The following is a 15,283-nucleotide window of genomic DNA, read 5'->3' as shown; positions in this document are numbered from 1 at the left end:
GGCGGGAGGCTCAGCTCCCGCCGCCGGCGCCGCGTTCCTTCCAACTGCGCACGAATTCCCTGCCCCGGCTGCGCGCGGCGACCTCGCAGGCGACCGCCGACAGCAGTGGGGCGGTGCGCCGCCGCGCCAGCAGCAACCGCTGGTTGACCACGGGCTCCGGGTGCCACTGGTGCTTGTACGGCTCGTCGCCCCGCAGCAGGCTGAGCGTGCCGCGCTCACCGGTGGCGGAGCGCCGGGCGGAGGCATCCAGCAGCATCACGGCGATGTCCGCCTTCCGCTCGCGCAGCAACGGATGGGCGCCGTACAGATAGCAGCCCGCCAGGCGCGCGGACAGCAGGGTCAGGTCGACGGCCACCACCTTGCCGTCCAGCAGGAACTCGGTGACCACGGCGTCGCCGGCGCGCACCATCGGGCCGACCGCGCGCACGAGGTGCGCGGCGAACCGCTCCCGGAGGTGTTCCCGCGTCACCCCGCGGCCCTGCCACTGCAACCGGTGCAGGGCAAGGAGCCGTCGTAGCGCCGCGCTCACCTCGTCGGGGGGAGCGGTCCGGTGCGCCACGCCCAGGGCGGTCAGTTTGCGCATCTTGGCGCGCACCCGCCGGGCCTTCGCCGCCGAGAGCCGGACCGCCAGCTCCTCCAGCGGTACGGCGGGCAGATCCAGGCACAGCGAGTCCCTTACCCGGCGGCGCGGACCCCGCCAGTGCTCGTAGACGCGCTCGACCGCGCCGCCCGGCCGTACCTCGCGGAAGTCGATCACCGCGGTGCGGGCGGCCGCCGAGAGGGCCTCGGTGAGCACGGTCGCCGCCCGGTCGGCGTGGTCGTCGTCGAGCAGCACGTCTGCGAAGTCGGAGATCGCCCCGCCCAACGGCACCAGGCGGGGCAGCGGACGCCCGACCCGCATCAGCGGCGCGGCCGCCCGCAGTTCGCCGCCGTCGCGCACCAGCACCAGCCGCAGTCGGCCGGGTCTGCCGTACGTCGTCCACCAGGAGTGCAGCCAGTGGTAGCTCTGGAACGGCGTCGCCGCACCGCACGTGCGGTACAGCCGTTCCCAGGCCGGGCCCAGCGCGGCGAACTCCCGCTCGTCGGTGCACAGTTCGACCCGCAGGGTGCGACTGCGGGTGCCCGGGACCCCGCTCACGGCCGTCGATGCGGGTCGGCGGCGGTGGCCGGGCCGGGCACGGCGGCAGGGAGCGTGCCGTCGGCGGCGGTGCGCCGCGGGCGGACCAGCAGGGCAAGGCCGCCCAGCAGTCCGCCTGCGCTCGCGCCCACCAGGCCGGTCAGCGCCGGGGGTGCCGACGACGGCTCGGAGGGCCTGACGGCGCGGGAGAACCGCTGGAGTTCGACCTGCGTGGCGTTTTTGGTGCGGCCGGCGTGCCGGGTCAGCGCACGGGTGACCGCATCGGCCATATCGACGGCGAGGTCGGGGCGTGCGGCGGTGGCGGTCACGGCGACCATCGGAGCATCCGGGGAGGTCGCCGACCGCACGTTCTCGCGCAGCGTGCTCACCGGCACGCCCGCCCACACCTGGGCGTCCCCGAGAACCGCGAGTTGCGTGGCGACCCGGCCGTACGCCTGGGCGAGGCCGAGCGCCGCCTGCGGGTCCGACTTCCCGGTCGGTACGGCGACGACGTACGCCGTGGCGGAGTAGGCGGGTGGGGTGAGAGCACCGTACGCGCCGCCGGCGAGGCCCCCGGCGAGGGCGCCGGCCACGAGCAGCAACGAGGGTGACAGCGACCTCAGGCGCCGCAGTACCGGACGGCGCCGGGTCGCGGGTGCCGGGGATGCCTGGGATGCCTGGGATGCCTGGGATTCTGTCGTGGAGGTCATGGGGTTCATCGGGTGGTCACTTCCAGGGGTGACGGGGATGGGCAGGAGACAGCGGCCGCGTACACGTCCATGAGCCGTGCGGCGCTGCGCGTGATGCAGTAGTGGCGGGCGGTGGCGGAGGCGGGGCGGTGTGCCGGGAGCGACCGGCCGGTGCCGGTCAGGGCGCGCGTTTCGGCCAGGGCGCGGGCGAACGCGTCCACGCCGCCCCGTACCCGGCAGGCCCCGGCGGTGAGGCTGTGCGGCAGATCCTCGACGGCCGGGCAGCAGGCGTACAGCACCGGCAGCCCTGCCGCCAGACCTTCCACGACGGTGAGCCCGAACGCCTCCTCCGAGCTCGGCGAGGCGAGTACGTCCATGGCAGAGGCCAGCGAGGGCAGGTCCGGGCCGGGGCTGCCGTCGGGTACGTACGGCCGCTCGCCCGTGAACAACACCCGGCCGGCCACCCCCGCCCGCCGGGCGGTGCGCCGCAGCACGCTGTCCCGCGGGCCCGTGCCCACCAGCACCAGCCAGCAGTCCGCGGGCAGGCGGGCGAGTGCGCCGATCAGGACGTCGAACCGTTTGCCCGCGGTCAGTCGGCCGATGCCGCCGATGACGTACGCGCCGTCCGGCAGCCCGAGCCGGCGGCGGGTCTGCTCGCGCACGACCGGGTCGAAGCGGAAGCGCGCCACGTCGATGCCGTTGGGCACGATCCTGATCCGCGACTCGGGTACGCCCCAGCGCCGGAGCCGGCCCGCCACCGTGGCCGAGACCGCGACCGTGACGCGGCCCAGCCGCTCGCCGGCCAGGTACAGCGCGCGCACGCCGGTGGTCAGGGGCCGGCCTTCCATCTGCGTGTCGCCGAGGGAGTGTTCGGTGGCCACCACGGCCCGCACACCCGCCAGGCGCGCGGCGATCCTGCCGTACACGCAGGCCCGGTAGAGGTGGGTGTGCACGAGGTCGTAGCCGCCGGACCGGACCAGGCGGACCAGGCGGGGCAGCGCGGACGGATCGCGGTTGCCGGTCATGCCGAGGTGGAACACGCGGACGCCGTCCGCCCTCAGGCCCTCGGCAACCGCGCCGGGGTTGGTGAGCGTCACGACGTCGCAGTCGGCGGGCAGGTGACGCAGCAGCAGCCGGAGCTGCTGTTCCGCGCCGCCGACGCCGAGGCCGGTGATGACGTGCAGGGCCTTCAACTCGGGCATCGCGGGGCTCACACCCCTTCGATGGTGCGGTGGCGCAGCCGGGGCAAGCGATGCAGCCGGTGCTTGAGGAACAGCCGCCAGGCCGTGTCCCGCTCGCCGACATGGAAGCGGGGGAGGGCGTGGCGGCCGGCCAGGTCGCCGGGACCGGTGGCGCAGGCGTAGGAGTAGCCAGCCGCCTGTACCGCGTCGACGACGCGGCGGTCGAGTCTCCCGTACGGGTAGCAGAAGCCGTGGACGTGAGCACCGGTCACTTCGGAGAGCAGGGCTCCGCTGTCGCGTACCTCGGCGTGGAGCAGCGCGTCGTCGGCCTGGGTCAGGTCGACGTGGGTGAGGCCGTGCGAGCCGATCTCAACGCCCTCGGCGGCGGCGTGCCGGATGCCGTCCGCCGACAGCAGCGGCCTGCGCGGGCCGAGCGGGTCCCAGGTGTTGTCGCCGCCCAGCCTGCCCGGCAGCACGAACAGGGTGGCGCCGCAGCCGTGGCGGCGCAGCAGGGGCAGGGCGTGCACGACGAAGTCGGCGTACCCGTCGTCGAAGGTCAGCCCCACCAGGTCCTGCCCCGCGCCCCGGGCGCGCGCGGCGAGCAACTCGCGCACGCCGACGCCGCGCAGTCCCTGGCGGCGCAGCCAGCGGAGCTGTCGGTCCAGGCGGTGGGGCGAGACGGCAATGCGGTACGGGTCGTCGGAGCAGTCGCCCACGGAGTGGTACATCGCCACCCACGGGGGCGGGCCGGGTCTGCGCGGGGGCGTATCGGGTGCGGGGCGGGGTGACGGCGCGGGGTCAGCGGACACGGGCATCGCGAAGCCTCCGGGGGACGGTGCGGAGCAGGGGGACGAGGGATTGTTCGCCCGGAGTGCGGGCGAGCAGCAGGAAGACGACCGTCACGGCCGCGCCGCCGGCCGTGAGTCCGAGGGCGGGGGACGCGATGCTGCTCGCGCAGGACCAGCCCACGCCACAGGCGACCAGCGCCGCGCGCAGCGGTCTGCCCATCCCGGCCAGCACCCGCCGGGTGCGGATCGGCACGCTGCGCCCTTCCAGTCCGTTTAGCAGGATCAGGGCGGTGAGGGTGATGCCGGCTGCGTTGGCCGCGGCGATTCCCAGCACGCCCCATGAGCCGACCGTCGCCGCGCCGATCCACGTCGTGGCGACGATGCCGGCGGTCATGGCGGCCACCGGGTACCAGGTGGGCCGCCCCATGGAGAAGTACGACCGGACCAGCGCGCCCACCAGCGCCTGGCCGAGCAGCCCGAGTGCGTACACGCGCATGACAGCGGCGGTGGCGGCGGTGTCCTGTGCGGTGAACGCGCCCCGCTGGAACAGGAGATGGACGAGCTGCGGGCCACACGCCACGACGGCCGCGGTGCCGAGCAGGACGACGTACGACACCACCGCCAGGTCACGCTCCACGCGGTCGCGGGCCCGCTTGATGTCGCCCTCGGCCAGCGCCTGCGCCACGACCGGGAAGGTGACCGTGCACAGCATCAGGGCGAGCACCATCGGCATCTGGGCCACCTTCTGGGCGTAGTTCAGATGCGAGATGGCCCCGGAGGGGAGCGTGGACGCCAGGAAGCGCTCGATGAGCACCTGGGACTGGCGGCACACGGCGAAGAGCAGGACGGTGCCGATGAGGGCGAGGCTCATGACACGCCGGGAAGCCTCCCTGGCTGCCGCTTCTGTGGCGGTGGCCGTCGGCCCTTCGCGCAACTGACGCAGCAGTGAGGGAAGCTGAGTGAAGATCATCAGTGCCCCGCCCAGCACAACGCCGACCGCCGCCGCCCGTACGCCCCAGCGGGCGCCGAAGACGAACATCGCCGCGATGATGGCGGCGTTGTAGGCGATGTAGATGGCCGCGGGCGCGACGAACCGGTGGTGCGCGCGCAGGGCCGCGCTGCAGTAACCGGCCAGGCCGAAGGTCAGCACACAGGTGGCGGTCAGCCGGGTGCAGTCCACTGCGAACCCGGGGTTCGCCAGCCCTGGAGCCAGCGCCTCGACCAGGTACGGGGCCGCGCAGACGATCAACACCGACAGGACGGCGAACGCCGGCGCCAGGCGGGGCAGTGTGCTGCGCACCAGGGCGCGCACCGGGTCGCCCGCGTGGCCCTGGGCGCGGCAGGCCACGGCCGCACTGAACGCCGGTACCAGTGCGAAGGCCAGGCCGTCCTCGATCAGCAGCGTCGCCGCGAACTCCGGGACGGTCCAGGCGACCAGGAAGGCGTCGGTCTCGCTCCCGGCCCCGAACAGGTGCGCGAGCACCTGGTCCCGGCCGAGGCCCAGCAGGGCACCGGCCAGGGAGAGACCGACGGTGACGAGGGCGGCCCTGGCGAGGAAGCCCGACGAGACGGGTCCGGTGCCGCCGAGGGCCGGGCCGTCGCTGCCGGCGCGGGTCGGGGGGACGGTGGCTTCCCCGGCCCGTGGTGGGGTGACCGTCATCGTGCCGCAGCCTCCTCGGAGACGGCCGGGTCGGGACCGGCCAGCGCCCACCACGCCGTCAGCCCGAGGCAGACGGCGGTGAGGACGGTCGCCGGTCCGCCGATGTCGGAGTACGCGAAGTTGACCAGATGCCACACCAGCAGGCCGCAGGCGACGAGCGCGCAGTCGAGGCCGGGGGCCCTCGCTCTCCGGGCGCGGGCCAGCCTGCGCAGCCCCAGCACCAGCAGCGCCAGCCAGCTCCCCGCCAGTGTCAGCAGCCCGATGATTCCCTGCTCGCCGAGCACCAGCAGGTACATGCTGTGCGGCGACAGCAGCGGCTGCTTGCGGTACGCCGCGCCCGCACCCCCGGTGTCGCTGCCCGACGACAGCGCCAGTGAGGCGTGCCCGTCGCGGTGGTCGGGGAAGCCCTTCAGGCCGACGCCTGCCAGTGGTTGCTCGCGCCACATGCCGGCGGCCGCCGCCCACAGCGCGTACCGGTCGGAAACCGACTGGTCGGGCACGTCGGCGATCTGCCCGATGCTGCTGAGCCTCTCCTGGAGCAGTGCGGAGCCGGCGCCGAACCCGCCGACGAGGATCACGGCGAAGGCGGCCACCGCCGCGCCCACCCTCGCCGCCCGCCGTACACCCGCGAGCAGCAGCTGCCCCGTACAGGCGAGGGCCGTCGCGATCCACGCGCCCCGGCTGAAGGACACCGCCAGCGGCACCACCAGCAGCACCGCGCACACCATGGCCCATGCGCGCTGCCGTACCGGCGCGGGCCCCAGCGCCAGCCCCACCGCGCACACCAGCCCGCAGGCGACCACGGTCGCCATTCCCATGATGTCGCCGGGGCCGAAGGTGCCGACGGCGCGGACCTCCTGGCCCATGTACAAGGCGCCGGTCCCGGTGGCGTACTGGTGCACCCCGATGGCTCCCTGCCACAGGGCGAGCCCCACCAGCGACCAGGCGGGCAGCCGGATATCGCGGTGGTCGCGGACGAGCAGCAGGACCGCGGCAGGGACGAGGACGAAGATCTGCAGATAACGGCAGAAGCCCATGACGGCCGCGCCCGGCGTGGCGGCTCCCGCCGCCGCGACCGCGAAGCCGACCACGGGCAGGCCCAGGACCACGGCGGCGGTGCGCGACAGGGGGCGTCGACGGTGCCGCAGCAGATGCACCACGCAGCACAACACGACGACACCGGATGCGGCGTCGGCGGGGCTCGCGCCGCCCTCGGCGTCCGGCACGACGGGCAGTGCGAGCAGGGCGATCACGGCGACGACCGGCAGGACGGGCGGCAGCCCGCGCGCGGCGGACGGGGCGTATGCGTGGCTCACGGTGCTCAGCTCCCCGTCGTCCGGACCAGTGCGGCAGCCGTGCGCAGCAGGATGCAGACGTCCTGCCACAGCGACCAGTGGTCGATGTACGCGTTGTCGAACCGGGCGCGGTCCTCGATGGAGGTGTCGCCGCGCAGCCCGTGGATCTGGGCGAGTCCGGTGATGCCGGTCCGCATGCGGTGGCGGGCGGCGTAACCGGGGTGGGCCTGGCTGAACCTGGCGACGAAGTACGGGCGTTCCGGGCGCGGCCCGACCAGGCTCATGTCACCGCGGCAGACGTTCCACAACTGGGGCAGCTCGTCGAGCGAGGTGCGGCGCAGGAAGCGGCAGAAGCGGCTCATGTCCGGTACGTCCCCCACGCTCCAGCGGGTCGCGGCCTCGTCCGGGTCGGCCGGGCGGTGGGTGCGGAACTTCAGCAGCGTGAAGAGGCGGCCGTCCTCGCCTACGCGCTCCTGGCGGAAGACGACCTGCGGCCCCTCGCTGACCCGCAGCACGACCGCGCAGAGGAGCAGCACCGGGCCGGCGAGCAGGAGCAGGGTCCCGGAGACCAGGACGTCGAGGGCACGCTTGGCGGCGCTGCCGGCGTGCCGGCGGGTGTCCAGGCGGCGGCAGGAGAAGCCGGCGATCTGCTCGCGCCGGGATCGGCCGAGGGCCGTGCGCCCGGTCTCGTCGTACACGGCGCGCACCGTCCGGTCGTACCCCGGCGCGTCCGCCTCGACCTCCCAGAGCGCGCAGCCCGCATCGGCCAACTCGCCCAGCAGCCAGTCGTGTTCACCTGCTGAGCCCACGACGAGCACGGCCCCGACGCTGTTCTGCGTGACGGCCCGCTGCACCTCCTCGGCGGTGCCGAGCACTGGCAGCCCCTCACCACCGGTCGTGTCGTCAGCGAGCACCCCCACAGGTCTCAGGCCGCATGGGGGGTGGCGCAGGAAGGCGGCGGCCACACGCTGGGCGGTGGCGGCCGGGCCGACGACGAGGGTCGCTGCGGGGCGGCGGAGAAGTGTCCGGCGACGGTGCCAGTGCACCGCGCCGCGGCCCGCGCAACTCGCCGCCGAGTGAAGGACGCAGCCGGTCAGCAGCGTACGGGCGGACAGGGCGTGCGCCGGGGAGAGGCCGGCGACCAGGGCCGCGAGGGCGCACCAGCTCACCGCGATCCGGGCGCAGACGGCGGGGAGTTCGTCCAGGACGGCGGGCACGGCGGCGGGGCGGTACAGCGCTGCGCGTGCCTTCAGCCAGAGGGCGGCGAGCAGCAGCGGCACGGTGAGCAGGAGGTGAGGCAGGGCCGAGGCGGCGACGAGCGCGGCGGTCGTATCCGTGGCGAGCAGGGGCAGCGCGGGGGCCCACCGCGCCGCGGTCCGCTGCCCGGCGGGCAGCCGCAGACCCTCGCCGGTTTCGCGCGGGGGCAGGACCGGGATGGGGGGGTACCCCTGCTTCTGCTTCTGCTTCTGCTTCGGCGGCTGGCCTGCGGGGGGAGAGACGGTACGTTCGACGGTCACGAGCGGATGGACTCCCTGCACTCGGTGTGTTCCGCGCCAAGGGCCACCGTGCGCCCGGAGCGGAGTAGTTCGCGGTAGAGGGCCACGACGGCCTCGGCCGAGCGCCGCACGTCGTGCGCGGTCAGTACGTGGCGGCGCCCCTGGTGGCCGAGCGACTCGCGCAGGGGCGGATCGAGCAGCAACCTGGTGAGCGCGTCGGCCAGCGGGTCCGGTCGGCCGGCGGGAACCAGACAGTGCGCCCGGTGACCGGGCGGCAGGCTCTCGCGCGCCCCGGTCACGTCCGTGACCACCACGGGCCGTCCGCACGCCATTGCCTCCAGCGGTGCCAGCGCCATGCCCTCCCAACGGGACGGCAGCACCACCAGGTCGGCGGCCTGGTACCAGGACACGGCATCGGCGACGGCACCGGCGAACAGCACGCCCTCGGGTGCGCGGCGCCGCAGTCGCCCCTCCTCCGGCCCGTCCCCCACGAGCGCCAGCCGAGCCTCGGGCACCCGACGCAGCACCGAGGACCACGCCTGAAGCAGCACGTCCTGACCCTTCTGCCGGCACAGCCGCCCCACGCAGACCACCAGCAAAGCGGCCGGATCGAGGCCGGCGAACGGTGCGAGAACAGCCCGTCGGCCGGTGACGGCGGTGGGGTGGAAACGCACCGGGTCGACCCCGTTGGGGGTCACCTGCCAGTGGGCTCGGACACCGGCGCGCACACCTCTGGCGCGCTCTGCCTCGCTGACGCACACCACGCGGGCAGCCCATCGCGCCGCCCACCGCTCCCACGCGACGGCAGCCGCCGCCGTGACCCCGCCGACCGCCTCGAACGACCAGGCATGCGGCTGGAACACCGTCGGGATCCGCCCCCGTACGGCCAGCCGGGCGGCGAGCCCGGCCTTGGCACTGTGCGCGTGCAGTACGTCGGGCCTGACCTCGTCCACAACGTGCGCAAGCCGGCACGTCTCACCGGGAAGCGACCACACCGGCGTGCGTGTGGCGTGCCAGTGCCGTACGCCTGCGCCGAGTTCTCGCAGCGCCTGTGCGAGGCCGCTGTCGGGACACGCGACCGTGACGCCGAAACCGGCCGCACGCTGCGCACGCACCAGTTCGGTGACCACGCGGGCGACGCCGCCGTCCACCGGCTGCGTGACGTGGAGGATGTGTGGCGAAGTTCCCGGCCGCGTCGCGCTGCGCGACGATCCCGGAGGCCGGCTGGTCATCACCGTGCGGGACGAAGTGAGGGGCGGATGTCCCGCCCTGACGGGCCGTTGGACAGGCGGATCCGCGTGCGTGGCGCAGTGGAAAGACCCCGGGCGTGACGCATGACCGGTTTTGCCCTTTCACGAAGAACATATGCATTTCTGCTGATTGATGACGCGTGACTCTACCCCGGAGCACGTCCGATATCTTGCAAAAGATATGCATGGCGGAATATTTCCACCTTGGGGCGGAGAGCCCCGCCGGCCGTCACAACCGGGCGTCCTGCCCGCCGCGCCTGCCTGTAGCCCGTGCCGTCCGGGCGCTGCGCCGAACGGGGCGGAGCCGTGGGGCCCAACAGGGCGGCTCACCAGTGGCGATGCCCTGCCTCACCTGATTGGATGATCACATGAAGTGCTCGTCCGGTTGCGGAGTGTCGACGCCGATTTGAGGGTTGCCCCAAGACCCAACGCACTCTTGCGAAAGGAACTTCCATGCCCGCACCCTCCGGACGGCGCATCGCGACGTCCGCACTCTGCGCCGCGTTTCTGCTCGGCGTCGCGGCTCCCACCGCCCTGGCGGACGACGCGGCGCGCGACCGGGCGCGACAGGCCGCCCCCGCCCCCGACGCGGCCACCCTCCAGCGGCAGGTCCAGCAGGTGGGTCATATCGGCGCTGTGGTACCCCCCGTCACCGCACTGGTGGACGCCGTGCTCAAGGCCGACAACGGCCGGCTGTCCGCCACGGAAGCAGCCAGACTCGGGAATTCGGCCAAGTCCGCCATCGCCATGGTCGCGGCGGCTGCGGTGACTCCGGCGACCCCCGGCACGACGCCCCCTGCCACGACGCTGCCTGCGGTGCCGACCACGCCGACGACCTCGACGAACCCTGCGGCCGTGCCGCCGCTGCTGACAGGGAGCACGGTGGGTGAAGGTGCGAGGGAACTCGCCGACGCCGTGGACGACGCGCTCGATGCACTGCAGACAGCGGTCGACGCCCTGGTCGCCGCCGCCACGTCCGGCGACCTGGCCGGCGCCCTTGCCGCGGCCACGGACGTTGCGACCAAGCTCGCGGGCGTCGTCGCCGCCCTCCTGGGGGGTTCTGGCCTGCCCTTGCCGGTGTATCAGCCTTCCTGAAAAACGGAGTTGTGCCTGAGGCGAAGCAGACGCAGCTCGGCCCGGACGTCGTACCGACCCTGTTGTGGTCGGTACGACGTCCTTCCTGCGGACGGATTCATATCTCCCGTGTTCATAGGAGGATGAGAAACGCGGATAAGACACGCCCGTCATTCGGGTGAGATTTCCTGCGGAGAACAGGAACCTTCTGTGTTCGGGGTTTCCACGGCGTTCGGGGCTCGTTGGGGGAGGTGAAACAATTGCCGCTGGTGACTTTCGGGTTGCCGAAGAAAGGAACGCGATGAAGTCTCTGAAGGCTGCCGCCGTCGTCGCCGGGTCTCTGGCCGTGGCCGGTTTCGCCGCGCCCGCTGTCGCCCTGGACGGTGCCGGGGTGAGGCCCGCCGACCTCAATCGAACGGTGAGCAACGTCGCCGATGGCATCAACGTGGGGGGGAAGGACGCTACGGATCTGGTCCGCACGAACAACCTTCTGAAGCCCAACACCGTCCAGAAGGCGACTGGCGGCCTCACCACGCAGGGCAACGGACAGCTGCTGGGCTGAGAACCGGCAGAACTGAGAGGTTCGGGCGCTTGTCCAACTCGGGACTTCGCTCGGATTGCCGACCCGGGTCCTGCTGCCGGACCGTGCGCACGTGACCGTCTCGGGGCCGATTCCGCCGTATGCGGGATCGGCCCTTTGACTGGCAGCGACGAGGTTGCCAATGTTCAGGAGATCACACGGGCGGTACGTCTCAGTTGGGCCGCAGCAGTCGCACGGGCGAACCGGTCAGGTATGCCCGGATGTTCTCGACCGCCTGGCCGTAGTACGTCGCGTAGTTGGCGCGGGAGACATAGCCGAGGTGCGGGGTGGCGAGCAGGCGGGGTGCCGTGCGCATCGGATGTGCGGCGGGCAGCGGCTCGACGTCGAAGACGTCGACGCCCGCGCCGGCGAACCGGCCCTCGTGCAGGGCGGCGAGCAGGGCGTCCTGGTCGACGATCGCCGTGCGCGAGGTGTTGATCAGGTAGGCGGTGGGCTTGAGAAGGGCGAGTTCGGCGGGGCCGAGCAGGCCGCGGGTGCGGTCGCCGAGCGCGAGGTGGACCGAGACGAAGTCGCTGCTCGCGAGGAGGTCCTCCTTGGAGGGGGCCAGGTCGACGCCGATCTCGTCGGTGCGTTCCTTGGTGAGGTTCTGGCTCCAGGCGCTGACCCGCATCCCGAAGGCGAGGCCGACCTGCGCGACCCGGCTGCCGATCTTGCCCAGGCCGAGCAGGCCGAGGCGGCGGCCGTGCAGGTCCGCGCCGACGGTGGACTGCCAGGGGCCGCCGGTGCGCAGGGCGGTGCTCTCCTCGACGAGGCCGCGGGCGAGGCCGAGCAGCAGGGCCCAGGTCAGTTCGACCGGCGGGGTGGAGGAGCTGGCCGTGCCGCACACGGTGACGCCGTGCGCCTCGGCGGCGGCGTAGTCGATCACCGAGTTGCGCATGCCGGAGGCGATCAGCAGCTTCAGGCGGGGCAGGCGGGCGATCAGGGTGGCCGGGAACGGCACCCGCTCGCGCAGGGTGACCACGATGTCGACGTCGGCGAGGGCCGTGGCCAGGGCGTCCTCGTCGGTGAAGTGGGTGTCGAAGGCGACGACTTCGACGTCGTCGGCGACCGGTGACCAGTCGGCGAGTTCGGTCGCCACCTGCTGGAAGTCGTCGAGCACAGCACAGCGCAGCCGCACGTCGGTCCCTTTCCACGGCCGGTTCGGGAGACTGACCATACGAGACCGGCCCGCGGGACCGACGTGCGGTCCGCTCCGTACCGTCCGTGCCGGGAAGCCGGGGCTCGCAAAATTTGCGGAAGCTGGGTACATTTCGCGGTCGAGGTTGCCCGTGGGGCGGCCTCGGCTGTACTTGCTGTGTTGGCGTTGGAGGTGTGGGCTGTGTTGATGACCGGCAAAGTTCTGCGTTTTGACGAGGTCCGTGGGTACGGGTTCATCGCCCCGTCGGAGCCGGGCGAAGACGTCTTCATGCACGCGAACGACCTGCTCGACGAAAAGTACCTCTACAAGGAGGGAAGTGAGGTCGAGTTCTTCCTGGAGGTGGGGGAAAAGGGCCCGAAGGCCTCGCAGATCCGGCTGGTCTACCAGCCCTCCGTGAACCGTGTCGCCTCCCGCCCCGCCGTGGCGGGCGAGCCGGCGGACGGGCATCTCGCGGGGGAGAGCGAGAGCATCGAGGACTTCCGCGGCGAGCTGACCGACGCCCTGGTCGATTCGGTGGACACGCTGACCGCCGTGCAGATCAGGCAGGTCCGCAGCTGTGTGATCGAGCTGGCCAGGTCGCGGGGGTGGCTGACCCCCTGAGGCGTTCGGCCCGCGCTCAGTTGTGCGCGGAATTACGGGAGCGTGCGGGGGTCATCGCGATGACGATCAGTCCGAGGCCGCCGATCGCGAGACCCGCCCATGACGGCGTGCCCTCGGCAGCAGCGCCGTGAAACCGAATTCCGTGTCCAGATCCTTTCGGTGGTGAATGACCCGAATCCCTGGACCGCCAGGACGATGCCGATCCACAGCATGCCGCTCCTCGAATGTGTTCCGGTGCCGATGCGTTCCGATGCCGACGGCAGCAATGCAACACGGTCCGGCAGGGTGCCGGCGTTCGGCAGCGGCGTATCCCCTCCGGGCCCTGCCTACGCCGCCGGGTGAGACGCCCCGGATCCTCGTACGCCTGTCGCAGGCCCTCGGCACGGGCACCGACGCGATCGTGGGCGGCGCCTGCTTCGTCTTCCTTCGTCGTCCCGGAGCAGCTCGCCGCGCCTCACCCGGCACCCCTACCGGTCGTCGTCTCCGACGGAGCGGGCCGGACGGACGCGCGCCGTCTGGTGCGGCCCGGCAACTGGGAGCCCGGTGAGCCGGAGGAGCTGATCCGTGTGGCCGCCGTGTCGCACCGGCCGTCGTAGCGGCCTGGTGGGGAGCGCGAGCGGTGTGCGAGAGACGTCCTCTTCTACAGCACCAAGGCTTGCGCAGCCTCCAGATCGAGCTAGACTCTGTGTCTAGGCGTAGACGGTTGGTCTAAGGTGAGTGGGGAGGGGATCCCGTGGGACACGTCGCCGATGGCGGGCGCGAGGGTGCCGTTGCCGCGGGCTCGGTCGAGGCGGACGAGCATCTCATCCGGGAGTCCGAGAAGATCGCTGTCGCGCTGGGGCGGATGTTCCCGGGGCTGTGTGAGGTCGTGCTGCACGACCTGCGGGATCCAAACCACGCGATCCGGGCGATCGAGAACAACCTCTCCGGCCGCGAGGTCGGGGACTCGGTCACGGAGCTGGGCCTGGCCCGGATCGAGGACCCCGACTATCCCAGCGTGATCCAGAACTATCCCAACCAGTTCCCCGACGGCCGGCCGGCGAAGAGCACGTCCATCGGGATCAAGAACGCCGCGGGTGAGTACATCGCGGCGCTGTGCCTGAACCTGGACGTGTCCGTGCTGTCACCCGTGACGCTGGCGCTGTCCAACCTCGTGGCCACGGACACCGAGCACCGTGAGCAGCCGCTGGAGACGCTGCGGGACCGTACCGCCCGCGAGCTGCGCCGGGCGGTGGAGGCGCTGGCGGCGGAGCGGGGCGCCACGCCCCGGTCGCTGAGCCGGGAGGACAAGAAGGCGCTCGTACGGCAGTTGCACCGGGACGGCTACTTCGACTCGCGCGACGCCGCCCAGACCATCGCGGACCTGCTCGGCGTGTCCCGGGCGACGGTCTACAACTACGCCAGGTGAAGGGCCGCTCATGACCTTGCCCGTTTCCTTCGACGACGTACGCGAGGCCGCCGCGCGCCTCAAGGGCATCGCCCACCGCACCCCGGTCCTCACCTCCCGCACCCTCAACTCCCTCGTCGGGGCCGAGGTGTTCATCAAGTGCGAGAACTTCCAGCGGGTCGGCGCGTTCAAGTTCCGCGGCGCCTACAACGCCGCCGCCCAGCTGCCCCCCGAGCAGCTGGCCATGGGCATCGCGGCCTACTCCTCCGGCAACCACGCCCAGGCCACCGCGCTGGCCGCCCGGGAACTGGGCACCAGCGCCGTCATCCTGATGCCCGAGGACGCGCCCCGCTCGAAGCGGGAGGCGACCGCGGGATACGGCGCGGACATCGTCACCTACGACCGCTACGCCCAGGACCGCACCGCGCTCGGCGAGGCCCTGGCCGCGGACCGGGGCCTGACCCTGATCCCGCCCTACGACCACCCGCATGTCATCGCCGGCCAGGGCACCGCCGCGCTCGAACTCTTCGAGGACACCGGCGCACTCGACGCCCTCGTCGTGCCCGTCGGGGGCGGCGGCCTCATCGCCGGCAGCGCCACCACCGCCAAGGCCCTGCACCCCGGCATCCGGGTCATCGGCGTGGAACCGGAAGCGGGCGACGACACCAGGCGCTCCCTGGCGAGCGGCGAACGCGTCACCATCCCCGTGCCGCGCACGATCGCCGACGGGCAGGCCCTGCCCACGCCCGGCGAGATCACGTTCGCCGTCAACCAGCGCCTGGTGGAAGGCGTCACGCTGGTCAGTGACGAGGAGATCATCGGCGCGATGCGGTTCGCCTTCGACCGTCTGAAGATCGTCCTCGAACCCAGCGGTGCCACGGCCCTGGCCGCCCTCATGGGTGGGCACATCGACAATCCCCCGCGGCGGATCGGTGTCATCGCCTCCGGCGGCAACATCGACATCCGGCGGTTCACCGAACTCGTCGGCGGCTGACCGCCGGGGGTCA

General features: G+C 72.6%; 14 protein-coding genes. 5 read left to right on the top strand and 9 right to left on the bottom strand.

The features are described from left to right. Positions 1–10 precede the first annotated feature (10 nt). The 8 genes from H8R17_RS09285 to H8R17_RS09250 are packed head-to-tail and all read right to left on the bottom strand — an operon-like array spanning position 11 to position 9,458. Positions 11–1,138: a GNAT family N-acetyltransferase gene (locus tag H8R17_RS09285; protein WP_316959358.1), complete on the bottom strand. Its 1,128-nt coding sequence runs from the start codon at positions 1,136–1,138 to the stop codon at positions 11–13. After that, positions 1,135–1,827, bottom strand: a complete 693-nt coding sequence (locus H8R17_RS09280) for a lipopolysaccharide biosynthesis protein (RefSeq protein WP_262505144.1) — start codon at positions 1,825–1,827, stop codon at positions 1,135–1,137. Before H8R17_RS09280 ends, H8R17_RS09285 begins: the two co-directional genes overlap by 4 nt. Positions 1,828–1,832: 5 nt before the next feature. Next, positions 1,833–3,008, bottom strand: coding sequence for a glycosyltransferase (locus H8R17_RS09275; protein WP_187822669.1), 1,176 nt, complete (start codon positions 3,006–3,008; stop codon positions 1,833–1,835). Positions 3,009–3,016: 8 nt separating this feature from the next. Then, a complete protein-coding gene (locus H8R17_RS09270) occupies positions 3,017–3,802 on the bottom strand; it encodes a polysaccharide deacetylase family protein (protein ID WP_262505143.1) in 786 nt (261 codons plus the stop codon). Then, positions 3,786–5,435, bottom strand: a complete 1,650-nt coding sequence (gene murJ, locus H8R17_RS09265) for a murein biosynthesis integral membrane protein MurJ (protein WP_187822668.1) — start codon at positions 5,433–5,435, stop codon at positions 3,786–3,788. Before murJ ends, H8R17_RS09270 begins: the two co-directional genes overlap by 17 nt. Further along, the gene (locus H8R17_RS09260; protein ID WP_187822667.1) at positions 5,432–6,751 is read right to left on the bottom strand and encodes an O-antigen ligase; all 1,320 of its coding nucleotides are present in this window, start codon (positions 6,749–6,751) and stop codon (positions 5,432–5,434) included. Before H8R17_RS09260 ends, murJ begins: the two co-directional genes overlap by 4 nt. A 5-nt stretch (positions 6,752–6,756) precedes the next feature. Next, positions 6,757–8,247 (bottom strand): exopolysaccharide biosynthesis polyprenyl glycosylphosphotransferase, encoded by a 1,491-nt coding sequence (locus H8R17_RS09255; protein ID WP_187822666.1) that lies wholly within the window; start codon positions 8,245–8,247, stop codon positions 6,757–6,759. Beyond that, positions 8,244–9,458 (bottom strand): glycosyltransferase, encoded by a 1,215-nt coding sequence (locus H8R17_RS09250; RefSeq protein ID WP_187822665.1) that lies wholly within the window; start codon positions 9,456–9,458, stop codon positions 8,244–8,246. The genes H8R17_RS09255 and H8R17_RS09250 overlap by 4 nt, the downstream gene beginning before the upstream one ends. A 471-nt stretch (positions 9,459–9,929) precedes the next feature. On the opposite strand from H8R17_RS09250, the gene H8R17_RS09245 reads away from it, so the two are divergent. Together H8R17_RS09245 and H8R17_RS09240 are read left to right on the top strand one after the other, a co-directional pair. Continuing rightward, on the top strand, positions 9,930–10,571 hold the full coding sequence (locus H8R17_RS09245) for a hypothetical protein (protein WP_187822664.1): 642 nt from the start codon (positions 9,930–9,932) through the stop codon (positions 10,569–10,571). A gap of 280 nt (positions 10,572–10,851) precedes the next feature. Then, positions 10,852–11,112 carry a hypothetical protein gene (locus tag H8R17_RS09240; RefSeq protein ID WP_187822780.1) on the top strand — a complete coding sequence of 87 codons (261 nt, stop codon included), beginning with the start codon at positions 10,852–10,854 and terminating at the stop codon, positions 11,110–11,112. 190 nt (positions 11,113–11,302) lie between these two features. On the opposite strand, the gene H8R17_RS09235 is transcribed toward H8R17_RS09240, so the two are convergent. Continuing rightward, entirely contained in the window at positions 11,303–12,268 is a 966-nt protein-coding gene (locus H8R17_RS09235) for a D-2-hydroxyacid dehydrogenase family protein (RefSeq protein WP_187822663.1), read from the bottom strand. A gap of 201 nt (positions 12,269–12,469) precedes the next feature. On the opposite strand from H8R17_RS09235, the gene H8R17_RS09230 reads away from it, so the two are divergent. The 3 genes from H8R17_RS09230 to H8R17_RS09220 all read left to right on the top strand — a co-directional run bounded on the left by H8R17_RS09230 (position 12,470) and on the right by H8R17_RS09220 (position 15,270). Next, a complete protein-coding gene (locus H8R17_RS09230; RefSeq protein ID WP_187822662.1) occupies positions 12,470–12,889 on the top strand; it encodes a cold shock domain-containing protein in 420 nt (139 codons plus the stop codon). Between the two features lie 733 nt (positions 12,890–13,622). Further along, the gene (locus tag H8R17_RS09225) at positions 13,623–14,297 is read left to right on the top strand and encodes a transcriptional regulator (protein ID WP_187822661.1); all 675 of its coding nucleotides are present in this window, start codon (positions 13,623–13,625) and stop codon (positions 14,295–14,297) included. A 10-nt stretch (positions 14,298–14,307) separates the two neighbouring features. Next, entirely contained in the window at positions 14,308–15,270 is a 963-nt protein-coding gene (locus H8R17_RS09220; RefSeq protein WP_187822660.1) for a threo-3-hydroxy-L-aspartate ammonia-lyase, read from the top strand. The last annotated feature ends 13 nt before the right edge of the window (positions 15,271–15,283 follow it).

It is taken from the genome of Streptomyces sp. TRM68367 (assembly GCF_014495685.1).
Lineage (GTDB): Bacteria > Actinomycetota > Actinomycetes > Streptomycetales > Streptomycetaceae > Streptomyces.
The sequence above is the reverse complement of the archived record's forward strand: the minus strand, read 5'-3'. Positions and strand labels throughout refer to the sequence as shown.